Genomic DNA, 16,687 nt, shown 5'->3' on the forward strand with positions numbered 1-16,687 from the left:
AAGTTGAACTATCATTCTTGAATATTGCTGTATGGATGCATACTGGTAAAATAAATTGTAAGTCACTTAGGTTGTTTTTTCATTTTGTTTCCATTAGTAAAGCCAGCTTCTCCAGTGATTGAATAAATGTCTCGATTTCTTCTAATTGGAAATGAGATAAGTAGTACTTAAGCTGCTTTTGTACTTCTACCTCTGTATAGTCCACTAATTGTTTACCTTGTTCTGTTACATATAAATATACGATGCGGCGATCTTTCTCATCGCGAGATCTTGTTATAAGCTCTTTAGAATACAATCGCTGGATTTGAGCAGACACAGCACTTTTTCCAATCCCGAATGTTGCAGCTATTTCCGTACTTGTACATGGTTCATGCTGCAAGATAAAGTCTAGTGTTAAAAATTGGTCGCTCGTAATCTCGGAATGGATTCGTTCTTTCAAAAGGGAATTAAAGCTTCGATTAATGCTATTCGACGCATCTAGATACCGATCAATCATTAGTTTGAGATCCATGCTCCCACCTCGTGTATAAAATAGTTCGAATGATAAACTATTCATCAATCGAACTATTTTAGCATATCAGTTTCTAATATTAGCTTCAAGGAAAAATGTTTAGGAAGAAGTAATGCTTTTTAGCTTGCACTATAGGAAAATATAAGATTTTTTTGGTTTATAGCATAAGAAAAACAAAGGCTTCCGCCATAAGACTTGCGACAAGCCAAGTTTTTCTAAAAGAATAAGAAAGTATAAACTTAGGTGCTTATGGATAATGAAATAACCGAATAGTCACGTCCAGCTCCATCGCCCAGCATCTAGGCGACTTTAGAAATGCGCCCTACGATAAGTCATCATCGGTTCGTCACCTCACCGTGATTCCTTTATCTCAGTTGATTCGTTCCATTCGCTACGTTGCTAAACGGGCGCCCTGCGCCTTTGTTCTGTGAAGATGAATTTCGGAATATACTTAACGGACTGCACCGTAATCAACGATATTAACATGAATGTTATAGTCAACTTCAATATCTGGATAAAGTTTATGCCATTCCCCTTTCTTTAATTTTCCATCTGGTGTGTGAATTCGATAGATCTGACCATAACCAAAAGGGTCTGCACCCATTTCCTGTGTTTTTTGAAGCAATCGTTCATACTCCTTTTTTATCTGGTTAGCAATTTCCTTTTCTAAAGCTTTAATCACATCATCATTTTCCAGCGCCAATTCATTGGACAATTCTAAAATATTCATTTGTATTTTAATATCGGTTTTAAATTTAAGCGTTTCTCGTCTAGTCAACCGGGTTTCAGATTTTCCCTTAATTATTTTTCCATTCACGTACAGATGATCTTTTTCATTTCCAGACAATTCTTCTTGCAAATAATCTTGTAAAGATTGCTCTATGGGAATGCCAATATTAAACGGAGTAGACTTAATATTTTTTAAAATAAGGTTAATATATAATGCTTCTTTCAATGATAATGTCCCTGTATAAACATCGTCTTGTAATAATGCGATTTTGCTCAGACTAGGAACGTCACCATCAGCCACACTTATCAATGGTAATACGGGATCTCTTCCAGATTCGAAATACGCATGTGTAAAATCATTAAACTCGACTTTAGGGATACTGTCATTTTCAACTTTTTGTTTAATAAGCCCATTTATAAATAAGCCCACATTAATGCTTGTTGCATTTTGTCCATTCGTCAGAACTTCTTTCGCAGTTTTGTCTGTAACGGCGAGCATAACACGATCAGAGGTTCTAGCATCGCGAGCTAAAGTGTCTAGATACTGCATCACTCCTGTTTTTGCGGTTTCTATTCCGTAAAGCTCTAGGCGAATTTGTCCAGAAGTTAAAGTGAAACTTGTTTTTTCGTTGGCATTTTGTCCAGCTTCTTTGATTGTCTTACCTGTACCGGAGGCAATTTTAGAAATATCTTTCGTTTGTGTATCAAATTGAAAAATGACAAGGGTCGTGTCAATCAATTGCTCGCCTTTTTGTTGTATGAGATCGACGCCTCTTGCATTAATAATCGCTAATTGTTCAATCGGTTTTGTTTCTACACAAGCAGCCAAAACCAGAGAAGACGATAAGAGTAAGAGAAGTACGCGTTTATACATGAGCATTCACCTCTTGTTCCTGTTTGAAAAACCTTTTTTAATAGCAATAATAAGTAATATCAGAAATGGATAAACGTATACAATCCAAAATCCATATTTAGCTATAAGGTTAATAATTGCTTGAATGATATAGTGCTCTTTCGTAAAGATACTGGCGATGATAACAACAATAGCTAGCGTATATAACGTTTTCTTTTGCGGAATATGATAAAGACGCTTTAATCCATAGGTGATTGCCCAGCTAAATAAAATCATATTTGGTAAGGAAACCATCATCCATTCCGCAATAACAATATAATCAAAGCGTTCAATGAATGAAAAGGATTGAATTTTATACAATCCTAATACCGACCATTCTCGGGCATCTATCCCTTCTGGAGTAAAATACCCCAAGACTACAACGGTAGCAATTAATACGGCCATAGAGGAGCAAAAGATGCCAAGATATAGTGGGAACGTTGCTTTTTGCTTGTTTTGTATGAAAGGGTAAAGTATAAATAACAGTTCTATACCAGAAAATGTATAAGACGTCTCTCTTGCCCCTTGAAGTAATTCCGTAATGGATGCTTGAAACATTGGTTGAAAGTGTATCCAATCTATCTCCAAAATTGGTTGAATTAACAGGAATATAAGCCAGTGGGACATAATGAAAAACAGAAAGCACACACCGATAACGACTCGGATACCTCCTAATACACTATAGACCACGAGGCTAATTAATAGGGCAGCCATAATAACATTGTTTAAGTCTGGAAAAATAAAGATGGTTACAACTTCAATATAGGTAATTAAAATTGTAAACAAATTCAGTACAAAATAAGCAATATAGATGGTTCCTAGTAATTTGCCAATTATATTTCCAAATAAATCAACTTGAATACCAAAGATATCGGCATTTGGATATTGCCTTAAAATCAAAAGCATCACTAATAGAAGCAGACAAAGATAGACAAATGCTATAATTACAGAAATCCATGCATCTCTCTTTGCTGCTTCAAAAATAAGGCGTGGCACCCCCATAATTCCGACACCAATTTGAATGGTTACCACGAAAAAGAACAAATAAAAAGAACGTATTTGCAGATTTGCCTTTATTGGTACATTTACCTTCATACTTACCCCTACTCATCAATATCTTTTTTCTGCTTTGCTTTATTCTTATTAAAACGATATATATCCTTTAAACGGAAAGATGTAAATCGCTTGCTTTGCATATGGTAAGGAAGGCGGTATAAAGTTTTATTTAAATCTTCCCAATTAAACGGGTAAATGGGAGACAAATAGGGCCGCCCCAAAGAAGTTAGTTTCAATAGGTGAATAACTAAAAAGCAAGCACCAAACATAATCCCAATAATTCCTAATAATCCTGCTAAAAGGATCATAGGGAAACGAAGCACTCGTATCGTAGTGCCCATTAAATAGCTTGGAGCAGTAAAGGAGGCAAGAGCACTTAATGTAATGAAAATAATCAAAATGTTACTTGTTAATCCTGCTTGGACTGCTGCAGTACCAACCACAACACCTCCAACGATACCCATCGTTTGTCCCACTTTAGTTGGTAACCGGGCACCAGCCTCCCGTAAAAGTTCAATTAGTAATTCCAATAATATTGCTTCAAATATAGGTGGGAATGGGACGTTAGCTCTGGATTGCCCAAGTGATATAAGTAACGGAGTCGGAATTACCTCATAATGATAAGTGACGATAGCTACATAAAAAGGAGTTAATAAAACCGATATAATCATCGCTAAAAAACGAAGAATCCGGAAGAAAGAGCCGATATTCCACCGCATATATAAATCTTCTGTCGATTCAAAAAAGCTAAATAAGGTAACCGGCGCGATAATACCAGTTGGACTATTATCGACTAGAACGCCTATTCTTCCCTTGGAGATAGAATAAGTAAAACGATCGGGAAGCTCTGTTTCATAAAACTGCGGGAAAATACTTGGCGAGTGATCTTCAATTAATTGAATTAACACAGAGCTATCTTCTATTTCATCCACATCTAATTCTTTTAAGCGTTGCCGCATTGTACGAATGTCATCCTGATTAGCGATAGTTTTTAAATAGGTTAACCGTACTTCTTTTGGCGCTCTTTTGCCGATAGTGATTTTTTCTAGGACAAGATCACTCGATAAAATACTATTTCTAATTAAATTCATATTCGTTGTGAGCGACTCCGTGAAAGCTATTTGTGGACCAAGCACGACAGATTCAGTCTCTGCTGTGGATAAATCTCTTTTCTCTTCCTTTAGCATGGGAAAAGCAATTGCTTCTGCGTTGTTCTCAATATAAATCACTACATTTCCTGTCAACATTCGCTTTAATATGTCATCTAAGCGGTTTTCTGCTTTGCCAGAACTTAAGGGAGTATGGTAAAGGAGAAAGTCAGACGTTAATATTTGTTTACTATCGAGAGCTGGCTTCAAAAGAGAGGCTTCCAGTTTATTGGTATCAATTAAATAAGGAATATAGAATACAGCAAACCGCTGATTTTGCTGATGATATATGGAATAACTAAAGTCTGTATCATTATGGATATGTTTCTTTAGGCGATCCTGTAACGTTTCAAGCTTTGCAGGGAAAATAGGAGCTTGTCGTTTTCTCTTATTCATTCTTCTCATAGCAACCTCCCGAAACACGATTGTCATTCATCATATAAAAACAAGCTAGCTTTTACTTCACAAGTTCATAAAAATAAGAAGGAATCTTGCTTTGCTTTAAGGTCCGCAGGATTCCTAGACGAAGAAATATAAGTGGGAGAGACCGACATTTAAGTGCCCGATCAAAGGCCTTTAGGTCATCCTAAAACCAGCGGGGGGCGACAGAAAATCACTGATTATAGTTTCACTTTATAAGATAATAAAGTATAAAATGAGGTGCTTGTGGATAACGAAATAACCGAATCGTTACGTCCAGCGCATGAGCCCAGCAACGATGCGACTTTAGAAATGCCCTACGATAAGTCATCATCGGTTCGTCACTAAGAGGAAGGCCGACTAAAAACGGGCTTGCCGCTCAGGCGTCGGCATACCCCTGTTTTTAGTGGCATGATTCCTTTATCTTTAGTTGATTCATTCCATTCGCTACGTTGCTAAACGGGCGCTTGCACCTTTATTCTTAATTAGTATCTGTAATCCATGCATTTTTTATCCATGCAAAAGAGGCATTCTTCCATTCGCGTGTAATTAAACAAAGCTAACAATTTAGAAAAGGAGCAGTGACATAAGCTCTACTAAAAAACCGAATATCGTTTAGAAAAAAAACAAATGTGAAAAAATATATTGACTTTAAATTTTTATCCATTTATAATTAGTTAAAACTGGAAGGGAGGTCACAATAATGCAAAAGCTATCAATCAAACAACAAAACAACATATTTATTTATTTGTGGCCTCAAGCGGAAGCTTTTTAAAATGAATTTGTAAATTTATTTATCATGAAAGGTCACGTATATCTGTGACCTTTTAATGTGTAAAAGTGTATTCGTATGCTTTTTGAAAAATGCGCATTCGTCAGAGATGAATGCGCATTTTTTGTGTGAAATGATATAAAGTGAATTTTCAATCAGTTTGGCTTTCATCGCCCACTGATTGTTAGAGGAACGGATCGAGCATTTAGGTGCTGTTATCTCCCGCTTAAACTATGTTGCAGTACAGATTATCCAACTCCTGAAGTGGGAATCTTACAGCTCCTTATATGTGGGATAAATTTCCGGCTTCAAGTAAAATTCACTTGTTCTAAATGGCAAATGAAGCTAGAAGGTCATCTAGTTGTTGCAACTGATAATTCCTATAGTGAAAAAAATTGGAATTATCCATTCATTTAAAAAATTTATGGAAAAATTTCGTTTGAGGTAAGACAATGCTATAAAAAGCAGTGCCACGACAGCAATATTAAGAAGGAAAAGAGGTATTCTATGTTTCGAGTTTTTAATAAATTGAATTGGTTTTTTACGTATTATTGGAAACGCTATGTTTTAGCTATTGTATCGCTAATTGTCGCAAGCGCTATTGGGCTGATCCCACCTAAAATAGCAGGCTATACGATTGATCATATCCAATTCGAAACATTAACAGCGCAATTGTTGACTGCGATTATTGTTGGTTATGCGCTATTAATTATTATCCATTATTCGATTTCGTTTCTATGGGATTACACGTTGTTTAGTGGGGCCGTCATATTAGAAAAGTGGATGCGCAGTAAGCTGATGCAGCACTTTCTGGAGATGACCCCAACATTTTTTAGTAAATATCGCACGGGAGATTTGATGGCCCGCAGTACAAATGATTTAAAGGCAATTAGCTTAACAGCTGGCTTTGGTGTGCTAACGCTTGTAGATTCAAGTATTTTTATGTTGATGATTATTGCCATGATGGGTTTTACTATTAGCTGGCAATTAACATTCGCTGCACTTATTCCATTGCCGATAATGGCAATTGTTATGAATAAATATGGGGCAGCTATTCATGAGCGATTTTCAAAAGCACAAGCAGCATTTGGAGAGATGAATAATGAAGTGCTAGAGTCGATAAAAGGTGTTCGCGTTATTCGAGCATTTGTTCAAGAAAAGCAAGATGCAAAGCGATTTCTACAGCGAACAACAGATGTATATGATAAAAATATTGCTGTCGCAAAAATTGATGCATTATTTGAGCCAACGATGAAAATTTTAGTTGGATTATCCTATACGATTGGACTCGGATATGGTGCATTTCTCGTTTTTGAAAATGTCCTGACGCTAGGTGATTTAGTTACGTTTAATGTCTATTTAGGAATGCTGATCTGGCCTATGTTTGCAGTAGGAGAGTTAATTAATGTATTACAACGTGGAAATGCGTCGTTGGATCGTGTAAACCATATATTAAATTATGAAGCCGATGTAACAGATCGAAATGTCTCTGCACATGTGAAAGCGATAGAGTCTGTCACATTTAACAATGTATCATTCTCCTACCCAAACACAGATAAAAACCAATTACATCAGGTATCTTTTCAATTAAAACAGGGAGAAACGCTTGGAGTGGTAGGGAAAACAGGAGCAGGGAAAACCACATTATTTAAACTGCTGTTACGGCAATATCCTGGAGTCAAAGGAGAAATGAACATATCTGGAGTGAATATAAATAATCTTTCTTTAGACAGAATCCGTTCCTGGATTGGTTATGTTCCACAGGATCAAATGATGTTCTCCAAAACCATTCGAGAAAATATTCAGTTTGGCAAGGAGGATGCAACCGATGAAGAAATTTTTCGTGTTATGGAGCTAGCCCATTTCCTGGACGATATGAAACAACTCCCATATGGGTTAGATACACAAGTTGGAGAAAGCGGGGTTACTTTATCGGGCGGACAGAAACAAAGGGTTGCCTTAGCAAGAGCGTTTATTAAAAATCCAGAGCTTCTTATTTTAGATGATTCTTTATCAGCAGTAGACGGGAAAACGGAAGCGAAAATTCTAGAACATTTGCGTAAAGAGAGGCAAGCTAAAACGACCATTATTGCTGCCCATCGCTTATCTGCCGTAACACATGCAGATCATATTATTGTACTTTCCGATGGTGAAATTGCCGAACGAGGAACTCATGACCAATTAATGCAGCAACAAGGCTGGTATTACAACCAATATGTACAACAGCAACTTCAGGATATGGAGGTGACGCCATAATGTCTACAGAAAAACGACTGGTTGCATACGCCTTTCCATTTAAAAAGCAAATTTTGATTGGTTTATTATGCTTAATCATCGCCGTAGCACTTGAGCTTGCAGGTCCGCTTATTGCCAAAAAGGTGATTGATGAACATGTTTTAGGCATAGAGGGGACTTGGGATCATGTTACAGAACGGGATGACCGTTATACCGTGACGTATCAAAATAAATATTATAAGCGCTCTGATCGGATCGGGGGCAATGACGATGTTATCGGTGAAACAATCACGATTTTAGCAGTAGGTTCAAGCTATTATATGATAAATGACAAAGTACCACTTAAAGGGGAAAGAGAGATTCAAGACGGGTTGCTTACTGTAAAAACTGTTCAAGAACAATGGCAATTTACCGCTGATAAACTGTCAATATCAGAAATTTATCCGTTCTTTAAACCGGAGCAAATGCCTATTCTTTATTTGCTAGGGTTATATGTAGGATTACTAATTATTGCTGGTTTCTTTCAGTTTTATCAGACATTTTTGTTGCAAAAAGCGTCCAATCAAATTGTCAAAAAAATGCGTAATGATTTATTTGCTCATACACAGCGTATTCCGATTAATTATTTCGTAGATCAGCCTGCTGGTAAAATTGTTGCTAGAATTACCAATGATACAGAAGCAATTCGTGATTTATACGAACGAGTGCTATCCATTATTGTTACGAGTGTTATTTATATGGCTGGTATATTTATTGCCTTATTCATATTGGATGCACAGCTTGCATTATGGTGTTTGTTATTAATTCCGCTCATTTGGGGTTGGATGAAATTGTATAAGCACTTTGGTACAAAGTACAATCAAGTTATTCGCTCAACAATAAGTGAGATTAACGGTAATATTAACGAAGCAATACAAGGAATGCCTATTATCCAAGCATTTCAAAGAGAAAAAAAGACGAAACAAGACTTTGAAACGTTGAACCATCGCCATTTTATTTATCAACGAAAGCTAGTAAAATTAAGTGCTTTAACGTCTTATAACTTGGTAACTGTATTTCGAAATATCGCGTTTGTTGGCTTCATCTGGTATTTCGGTTCAGCCTCATTGGAACCGACAAGTGCTATATCGATTGGATTGCTATACGCATTTACCGACTATTTAACCCGGTTATTTGAACCTGTAACAGATATTGTTAACCAACTACCTTTAATTGAGCAAGCACGTGTGGCAGGAAGCCGTGTATTTACCTTATTGGACCACAAAGGGGAAGATGTAGTCGACGAAAAAATAGCACGTTATCGAGGACATATTCAATTTGATCGTGTATCGTTTGCTTATAATGAGGGAGATGATGTGCTGCGAAATTTATCCTTTGAAATAAAACCAGGAGAAACGGCGGCATTTGTAGGTCATACAGGTTCCGGAAAAAGTTCCATTATGAATGTGTTATTCCGTTTTTACGATCCGCAACAAGGAACAATAACAATTGATGGCTATTCCACCAGGGAGTGGTCTCGGCAGCAAACTCGGAGTCATATGGGGATTGTGCTACAAGATCCATTTTTATTTTCAGGAACCATTTTATCCAATGTAACGATGAACGATCCTAACATTTCTATTGACAAAGCAAAACAAGCGTTAAAAGCTGTCGGAGCTGATTCGTTCATTGAGAAATTACCAAATCAGTATAATGAAGAGGTTGGTGAAGGCGGAACAACTTTCTCTTTAGGCGAGCGTCAGTTGATTTCTTTTGCACGAGCGCTTGCTTTTGACCCAGCTATTCTGATTTTAGATGAAGCGACTGCAAATATTGACACAGAGACAGAAACGATTATTCAAAAAGCATTAGAGGTTCTAAAAATAGGTCGGACAACATTAGTTATTGCACACAGATTGTCAACAATTCAGCAAGCGGATACCATTTTTGTACTGGACCATGGTACGATAAAAGAGATGGGAAATCATAACACTCTCATGCAAGCAAAAGGAAGTTATTATCAAATGTATCAAATGCAACAAAGTAATAAGTCTGCTGTGTAGCATTCAATCATTCATTTATACGGGGTGGACGGGGTGGCTTATGGATAATGAAAAGCAACAAAAGCGGGACGTTATAGATGAAGATTTATACGAAGAAATAGACGAAGAAGAACTTTATGCACTCGTACAGGAGGAAAGGGAAAAAGCGCTGGCAAGGGCAAAGGAAGAGAAGGAGAATAAGCAGTCAAAACGTCCATTTCCTAAATGGATGTTTTGGCTGATTGCCTTTATTCTTTTATTCAATGTTGCTGCTCTTATTCCTCGAACGTTTTCTATTCCAGCCATTGATTTCTTATTTACGTCGGCTAAGTTATCGTTGCAGGATGATATACAAGCTTACAAACAAGCAGTGGTAACGATTGAAACAACGGACTCAAAAGGAACAGGTTTTTCCATTTCTTCCGATGGCGTGATTTTAACCAAGCACCATGTTGTGGAAGGAGAAGAAAACGTTACTGTAGCTTTTTCAGACAATGGTTTATTTGAAGCGGAAGTGAAAGAAGTATATCCTTCCGTCGATTTAGCTGTTTTGCAAACAAATGCCAAAAATGTACCGTTTCTGGAATTAGCAGATGAGGCTGTTATTGAACGAGATCAACCGATTCGTTTTATTGGGAATCCATTAAATTTTAATGGCATTGCTAATGAAGGAACTATCATTGACTATACATTACTTACTTCTTGGGAGGAAGAAGTCGTCATGATAAAAGCTCCTGTATATCGAGGGAATAGCGGCAGCCCAGTATTGAATGAAGCCGGTAAAGTAATTGGGATTATTTTTGCAACTCTCGATCATAAAAAGCATGGGCGAGTAGGCTTATTTTATCCAATCGATTATTACTATAAGTATACAACAAGCAGTGGACGATGAAATAATTCTCGCCACTGCTTGTTGTTTCATTTGGCTGATTTTTTTATCGCATATAGGAGGTAAAATATAGACCGAACAGAAGAATAACCAAAAAAAGCAGTAAATATTAGAGTTAGTATTATAAAGGGTATTCTCAATATATTTTTCACAAATAGATAAGCTAATAGTCGTAGGTATATTTTACCCGAAGACATTACGTTGTTTTTATTACATAATAGAAATAAGGTAGTCATGTTTATTTAAACAAATTGTAACGATTTTGTGATAGCCAGTAGACAATCTATACGTTAATATATAGTGACTTGATTTTTAGTAAATTTTTGTGGAAACAGCAAAAATTGTCGTAAATTGTTTCCGCTTATTTGGATTGATGACAAGCGTTTGATAATTTATATATAAAGATGGTGAACACATCGTGAAAGTTATAAATGTTTTATATGATAATGAAGTACGAATAAATGAAGCTCATAATACACCCAAAAATAGATATCAAATAACGAAAATTATAATGACTAGGGGAGGTTCTTATTCATGTTAAGGCATTTGGAAAACGACCTGCCCCTTGAAGACTTGATTGCATTAGCTCAAGAAGGTGATCAATCCGTTCAGAATTATTTACTTAAAACATATCAGCCTTTTATTGCTAAGTGTGTGTCGGAAGTCTGTAAGCGATACATAGACACAACAAAAGACGATGAATTTAGCATTGGACTTTCGGCGTTTAATGAGGCCATTATTTCGTATAATCGAGAAAGGGGGAGTTCTTTTTTAGCTTTCGCTAAACTAGTTATCAAAAGAAAAGTGATTGATTATATTAGGTATACACAAAAAAGTCCTGCAGCAATATCATTGGATGAAACGTATGACATTGAATTGATGGAAAACCCAACAGAAATTATTGCTGCAAAGCAACAGTATCAGTTGGCGCAGGATTCATGGTACCGAAAGCAAGAGATTCTTGATTTTAAAGAGAAATTAAAAGAATATAAACTGAGTTTAGCTGAATTGACGGAAGTTGCGCCGAAACATCGAGATGCACGCGAAACAGCAATTCGCACGGCTATAACGTTGTATGAAGATGAGCAATTAAGGGGTTATGTTTTAGCTAAACGTAAGCTGCCAATTAAGCAACTTGTTAAAAAAGTGGAGATCAGTAAAAAGACGATAGAGAGAAACAGAAAATATATTTTAGCTATTTTTATTGTGCTTAAAGAGGATTATTTGTATCTAAAGGATTATTTAAAGGTGGTGAGGCAGTGAATAAAGGGATCATCATGGAACAGCGCCGCAAGTATATGGTTGTATTGACAAAAGACGGCGCTTTTTACAAGGCTATGCCAATAAAAGGCGTAGATATAGGCATGGAGGTTATTTTTGAACCGTTTTCAAAACGAAAAAAATCCATGTTACTACATCGAAAGAAGGATTACAGTAGTTTTTTAAGTTTTTTTGCTTTTATAAGTATGATTTTATTTTTTGTCCTTCCATTTTGCTTTATTACTGAGAATAATAAAGTCTATGCATATGTTGGCGTTCATTTGAACCCTAGTATTGAATTTGAATTGAACCAAGATTTAAATGTGCAATCTATACGAACAACAACTCATGAAGCTGAACAGTTGACGAAACAATTGATGAATTATAAAGATCAACATTTGACAGATGTAATTCGACGAATTATGGAAAAAACAGAAGAAGCTGGATTTACAAATAAACAAAAACATATGATTGTTGGAATTAGCTCATTACAAGAGGAAGATGCAAATCTTATTGAGTCTATTAGGCAGGAGCTTTATCCTCAACCATCCGATTGGGAAATAACTACTGTTTATGTCCCAAATGAAATTAGAAATTTAGCAGAGGCACGAGAGATATCGATGGATGAGTTGATGACAAAGACAATTATGGAAGAAGAGCCTGGGCTTTATAATTCCTCAAACATTGAAATGAACATGGATGACAAAGATAAGGCACTTATACAATCTTTTTATAATTCTGAAATCAATCATCCGTCAAGCGTTTCAGATGATAGAGGAAATAAGCAAAGTCATTCCACCTTTTTGGAATGAAAAAGTAGATCAACGAAAAAAGATGCTGTTTAAAAAACAGCATCTTTTTTATAGCTTCATGATGGTCGAAGGTTCATACTTCATGGCATGATCTAAATAGTAAAGCAGATTATCATGCGATTCCATGATTTTTCGCTCATCTGGTGAATAATGAAAAGCATGCAAGAACAACTGTATTTTCTTGGATAGGATATCATCGTTTGTTCGAACCATGAGTACGAGCAAGTCATCCCAGCATCCCCAAAGCGTATAGTAAAGTGCTTTATCATAGTCAGGTATATCCATATTTCCCCTCCTTAAACATGTAAGGGTTACTTATAGCATTCCCGTATTATATATATATTGTCTGAAACAAAAATGGTGTATTTGCCATAAAAAGGTGCTATCGCTACGTATAATCCTATTTGTTTGCTTCATACTAAGGGCAAAACAAAGGAGGTATAACATACATGAAAATCAAATTATTTTCCTTCATTGCTGTTCTTGGGTTGGTATTAGCTGGATGCATGAATGCCGATGACAATAATAATGGAAATGAAAATGCTGACGATAATGTGGAACAAACGAGATATAATAATAACACTGGAGAAGGAATGACAGGCGACCGTGATTACGATATGACAAGACCTGCGGAACGGGACCAAGAAAATAACAATAATGCCAATCGTTATGAGGTTTCTAAAGAATCGGCCGAAAGAATTACGGAAGAAATTGACGAGATTGATACCGCATATGTATTAACAATGGATAACAATGCATATGTTGCTGCTGGATTAGATACGAATGATACCAATGTAGAAAACAAAAACACTGGAAACAATACAGCGAATAACACGAACAATGTTGATAAGGGAAATGAACTGACAGATGATGTGAAATCACGAGTAAAACAAATTGTACAATCTGTTGACGCAGATATTGACAACGTTTATGTCTCTACAAACCCTGACTTTCTAAACTTAACACAAAATTACGCAAATGATGTGGAAAATGGTGAACCTGTTGAAGGTTTTTTTGAACAGTTTGGAAATATGGTAGAACGAATTTTTCCACAAAATCGTTAATGTCAATACGAGTAAATCTCTGAAACATATACTGAGATTTACTCGTTTTTTAGTTAATCATTTTTTAGAAGTGAAGCTGTGGCTTTATCCCGTATAAGGTGCTGTAAGACTCCCACTTCAGGAGTTGGATAATCTGTACTGCAACAAGTCTAAGTGGGAGATAACAGCACCTAAATACCCTGTTTCGTAAGAGGTCTTTAGTTCATCTAACAATCCGTGGATGATGAATGAAAACCTCCACTAATTGAAGATTCACTTTATCAGTAAGGAAAATTGCCCGGGAAATTTTTTAGACTAAATTCTGAGTTTACCGAATAGATATATTAGCTTTAGCAAAAGTAAAGACATATGCTAAAATATATACATACAAACATATCGTAGGAGGTTCCATGATGAGTGAACAAGTGTTGCGTTATTTACAAACAAATCGAGATAACTTACTTGAAAAGCTTGCTAACTTTTTGAAAATTCCGAGCGTAAGCACCGATAGTAATCATCAACAAGATATTGAAAAAGCAGCAAATTTTATTGTTACATATTTACATGAAATAGGCTTTGATTTAGCTGAGAAACAGCCAACGAATAATTATCCTCTTGTATATGCAGAATACAATGGTGCTGGTCCAGAAGCACCAACTGTTTTATTTTATGGTCATTATGATGTACAACCAGCAGACCCACTTGAACTTTGGAAAAGCGATCCATTTCAACCGGAAGTCAGAGATGGCAGATTGTATGCACGAGGTGCAAGTGATGATAAAGGCCAAGTATTTATGCATCTTGCCGTATTTGAAGCATTTTTAAAAACAGAAGGAAAATTGCCATTAAACGTGAAAGTGTGTATTGAAGGGGAAGAAGAGATTGGCAGTGAGAGTTTGTATGAAATATTGCATGCAAAAAAGGAACAATTCGCAGCAGATTTTGCTGTAATTTCTGATTCGGGGATGGTTGCTAAAAATCAGCCAACCATTTTGTATGGCTTAAAAGGCTTTACCGGTTTAGAAATAACAGTAACTGGTCCTGATCATGATTTACACTCTGGCATGTATGGCGGGGCAATTCGCAATCCAATTATGGCATTAAGCCATATTTTAGCTTCCATGAAGGATAAGGAAGAAGTCGTTACAGTAGAAGGGTTTTATGATGGTGTAGAACCTTTAACAGACGATGAACGAGCAATGATGGCTAATGCACCTAGTGAAGATTTTGCTAAAGCAGCTGGTGTAGATCAAACCGTTTCTGAGAAAGGCTATACTGCAGTTGAACATACGATGGGGCGGCCAACCTTTGAAGTAAATGGAATATTTGGTGGATACCAGGGAGAAGGTACAAAAACCATTATTCCTTCTACAGCTACGGCTAAGATTACTTGTCGGTTAGTGCCTGGACAAGATCCTGAAAACGTGCAGCAATTATTAGAGGATCACATCATGAAAACTGCACCAGCTGGTGTCAAGGTTCATGTAGAAAAAGAGAAATTATCTGCTAAAGCATATAAAGTAGAGCCTGACCATCCATTAATAAAAAAGGCAGCAGAAGCTTATTCAAAAGCTTTCCAAGCCGAAACAGTATATGTACGGATGGGAGGATCTATCCCAGTAGTGGAATGGATTCAAGCGTTGTATGGTATGCCAATTGTCTTATTAGGCTTTGGAACCCCAGAGGATCGTTTGCATTCCCCTAATGAAAGCTTTCCATTAGACAGTTTCGATAAAGGTATGGAGACGATAGTCTATTATTGGCAAGCGGTTGGTAATCAGGAATAAAAATCTTCTACATTTTTTTGGCAAAATCAAAACAAAGTTAAAAAACCACTCGCAGTCTTGGATATTTAACAATGTGATCGATTATTTTTAGCTCACAGAAAATTAAAGCGCGCATTACTTACCACCGCACGTAACGGGTAGTAAAAGTCGATCCTATGAGGCTAAACGAAGAGGGTAAGCGGAGGCTAACTGCAAGTCGAATGCCCGGTTCTGTTTAGTGACCCTTTTAGGGGAAACCCTTGCGACACTAAACAATCAGTAGGGATGAAAGAGAATTCCTACTGATTGAAGTTTCACTTTAAACATGGAGGGGAATAAATATGCGTTATGCAATTGTCACAGGTGCTTCAAAGGGGTTAGGAAAAGAAGTAGCTAAGCTGTTATTAAGCCATGGCATTCATGTGATCGGTATTTCAAGAAGTACTACACTTGATTTGAACGCAAATGCCGCTGCAAATGAAGTTACTTACCAAGGCATTGCTTATGATCTAGGAAACGTAGAGAAACTAGAGGAGCTCATGGAAACGATTGTTACGGATTTGATAAATGACGATGTAAGTGGACTCTATCTCGTAAATAATGCAGCAGTTATTGAACCAATTGACCAAGGAGTCAACATTTCCCCCGCTTCATTAGCTTACCATTTTCAAGTAAATGCAGTAGCACCGATGGCATTAACTAATTTATGCTTACAGTATGCCAATAAAAAAGGAATTCCTATGGTTGGTTTAACGGTTACATCTGGTGCCGCAGAAAAACCAATGTTTGGTTGGACAGCTTATTGCAGTTCAAAAGCAAGTATTAATATGTATATAAAAACGATTGCGAAAGAGCAAGACGATGCAAATCATAAAATTATTGCCTTTAGTCCGGGCATTATGGATACCGAGATGCAAGAGAAAATCCGTTCAAGTGAAAAATCTGCGTTTCAGGCAGTGGATACGTTTAAAGCATATCAAGAGAATAACCAATTGCAACAAACGGAAGAAATTGCCCGCATTGCAGTGAGAATTATGCTGCAAGATGATGCAGAAAATGGAAAAATATATTATGCAAGAGATTATCTGTAAAAGAAATCATTGTTTGAAAAGTCACTGTAAGAAATATTTTCG

Annotated in this window: 13 protein-coding genes; 8 read left to right on the forward strand and 5 right to left on the reverse strand. The window is 36.6% G+C overall.

The window, feature by feature from the left end:
• Nucleotides 1-79: 79 nt before the first annotated feature.
• From KBP50_RS04545 to KBP50_RS04560, 4 genes are all read right to left on the reverse strand, one after another.
• Nucleotides 80-511, reverse strand: a complete 432-nt coding sequence (locus tag KBP50_RS04545; RefSeq protein ID WP_050350199.1) for a MarR family winged helix-turn-helix transcriptional regulator — start codon at nucleotides 509-511, stop codon at nucleotides 80-82.
• Nucleotides 512-962: 451 nt separating this feature from the next.
• Nucleotides 963-2,114, reverse strand: coding sequence for a Ger(x)C family spore germination protein (locus KBP50_RS04550; RefSeq protein WP_050350200.1), 1,152 nt, complete (start codon nucleotides 2,112-2,114; stop codon nucleotides 963-965).
• 6 nt (nucleotides 2,115-2,120) lie between these two features.
• Nucleotides 2,121-3,227, reverse strand: coding sequence for a GerAB/ArcD/ProY family transporter (locus tag KBP50_RS04555; RefSeq protein ID WP_050350201.1), 1,107 nt, complete (start codon nucleotides 3,225-3,227; stop codon nucleotides 2,121-2,123).
• A gap of 8 nt (nucleotides 3,228-3,235) precedes the next feature.
• A complete protein-coding gene (locus KBP50_RS04560; RefSeq protein ID WP_236691355.1) occupies nucleotides 3,236-4,732 on the reverse strand; it encodes a spore germination protein in 1,497 nt (498 codons plus the stop codon).
• Nucleotides 4,733-6,035: 1,303 nt separating this feature from the next.
• Between KBP50_RS04560 and KBP50_RS04565 the strand changes: the two genes are divergently transcribed.
• The 5 genes from KBP50_RS04565 to KBP50_RS04585 all read left to right on the forward strand — a co-directional run bounded on the left by KBP50_RS04565 (nucleotide 6,036) and on the right by KBP50_RS04585 (nucleotide 12,745).
• Complete coding sequence (locus KBP50_RS04565; protein WP_050350203.1) at nucleotides 6,036-7,784, forward strand: ABC transporter ATP-binding protein; 1,749 nt, start codon at nucleotides 6,036-6,038, stop codon at nucleotides 7,782-7,784.
• Nucleotides 7,784-9,805 carry an ABC transporter ATP-binding protein gene (locus KBP50_RS04570; protein ID WP_050350204.1) on the forward strand — a complete coding sequence of 674 codons (2,022 nt, stop codon included), beginning with the start codon at nucleotides 7,784-7,786 and terminating at the stop codon, nucleotides 9,803-9,805. The genes KBP50_RS04565 and KBP50_RS04570 overlap by 1 nt, the downstream gene beginning before the upstream one ends.
• Before the next feature lie 40 nt (nucleotides 9,806-9,845).
• The gene (locus KBP50_RS04575) at nucleotides 9,846-10,676 is read left to right on the forward strand and encodes a S1 family peptidase (protein WP_050350205.1); all 831 of its coding nucleotides are present in this window, start codon (nucleotides 9,846-9,848) and stop codon (nucleotides 10,674-10,676) included.
• A 531-nt stretch (nucleotides 10,677-11,207) separates the two neighbouring features.
• Entirely contained in the window at nucleotides 11,208-11,936 is a 729-nt protein-coding gene (gene sigI / locus KBP50_RS04580) for an RNA polymerase sigma-I factor (protein ID WP_050350206.1), read from the forward strand.
• The gene (locus tag KBP50_RS04585) at nucleotides 11,933-12,745 is read left to right on the forward strand and encodes an anti-sigma factor domain-containing protein (RefSeq protein WP_050350207.1); all 813 of its coding nucleotides are present in this window, start codon (nucleotides 11,933-11,935) and stop codon (nucleotides 12,743-12,745) included. The genes sigI and KBP50_RS04585 overlap by 4 nt, the downstream gene beginning before the upstream one ends.
• Nucleotides 12,746-12,793: 48 nt before the next feature.
• On the opposite strand, the gene KBP50_RS04590 is transcribed toward KBP50_RS04585, so the two are convergent.
• Nucleotides 12,794-13,030, reverse strand: coding sequence for a YhdB family protein (locus tag KBP50_RS04590; RefSeq protein ID WP_050350208.1), 237 nt, complete (start codon nucleotides 13,028-13,030; stop codon nucleotides 12,794-12,796).
• A 164-nt stretch (nucleotides 13,031-13,194) separates the two neighbouring features.
• Between KBP50_RS04590 and KBP50_RS04595 the strand changes: the two genes are divergently transcribed.
• The 3 genes from KBP50_RS04595 (at nucleotide 13,195) to KBP50_RS04605 (ending at nucleotide 16,645) form a co-directional block, all read left to right on the forward strand.
• On the forward strand, nucleotides 13,195-13,809 hold the full coding sequence (locus KBP50_RS04595; RefSeq protein WP_050350209.1) for a YhcN/YlaJ family sporulation lipoprotein: 615 nt from the start codon (nucleotides 13,195-13,197) through the stop codon (nucleotides 13,807-13,809).
• 392 nt (nucleotides 13,810-14,201) lie between these two features.
• A complete protein-coding gene (locus KBP50_RS04600) occupies nucleotides 14,202-15,575 on the forward strand; it encodes a dipeptidase (RefSeq protein ID WP_050350210.1) in 1,374 nt (457 codons plus the stop codon).
• Nucleotides 15,576-15,895: 320 nt separating this feature from the next.
• A complete protein-coding gene (locus KBP50_RS04605) occupies nucleotides 15,896-16,645 on the forward strand; it encodes an SDR family NAD(P)-dependent oxidoreductase (protein ID WP_050350211.1) in 750 nt (249 codons plus the stop codon).
• The last annotated feature ends 42 nt before the right edge of the window (nucleotides 16,646-16,687 follow it).

Source organism: Virgibacillus pantothenticus (assembly GCF_018075365.1).
Lineage (GTDB): Bacteria > Bacillota > Bacilli > Bacillales > Amphibacillaceae > Virgibacillus > Virgibacillus pantothenticus.

Excerpts from the sequence above, each read along its gene's own strand:
- KBP50_RS04605 (WP_050350211.1), top strand. The coding sequence starts at position 15,896 with ATGCGTTATGCAATTGTCACAGGTGCTTCAAAGGGGTTAGGAAAAGAA.
- KBP50_RS04550 (WP_050350200.1), bottom strand. The coding sequence starts at position 2,114 with ATGTATAAACGCGTACTTCTCTTACTCTTATCGTCTTCTCTGGTTTTG.
- sigI (WP_050350206.1), top strand. The coding sequence starts at position 11,208 with ATGTTAAGGCATTTGGAAAACGACCTGCCCCTTGAAGACTTGATTGCA.
- KBP50_RS04570 (WP_050350204.1), top strand. The coding sequence starts at position 7,784 with ATGTCTACAGAAAAACGACTGGTTGCATACGCCTTTCCATTTAAAAAG.
- KBP50_RS04595 (WP_050350209.1), top strand. The coding sequence starts at position 13,195 with ATGAAAATCAAATTATTTTCCTTCATTGCTGTTCTTGGGTTGGTATTA.
- KBP50_RS04590 (WP_050350208.1), bottom strand. The coding sequence starts at position 13,030 with ATGGATATACCTGACTATGATAAAGCACTTTACTATACGCTTTGGGGA.
- KBP50_RS04575 (WP_050350205.1), top strand. The coding sequence starts at position 9,846 with ATGGATAATGAAAAGCAACAAAAGCGGGACGTTATAGATGAAGATTTA.
- KBP50_RS04560 (WP_236691355.1), bottom strand. The coding sequence starts at position 4,732 with ATGAATAAGAGAAAACGACAAGCTCCTATTTTCCCTGCAAAGCTTGAA.
- KBP50_RS04545 (WP_050350199.1), bottom strand. The coding sequence starts at position 511 with ATGGATCTCAAACTAATGATTGATCGGTATCTAGATGCGTCGAATAGC.
- KBP50_RS04555 (WP_050350201.1), bottom strand. The coding sequence starts at position 3,227 with ATGAAGGTAAATGTACCAATAAAGGCAAATCTGCAAATACGTTCTTTT.
- KBP50_RS04565 (WP_050350203.1), top strand. The coding sequence starts at position 6,036 with ATGTTTCGAGTTTTTAATAAATTGAATTGGTTTTTTACGTATTATTGG.
- KBP50_RS04600 (WP_050350210.1), top strand. The coding sequence starts at position 14,202 with ATGAGTGAACAAGTGTTGCGTTATTTACAAACAAATCGAGATAACTTA.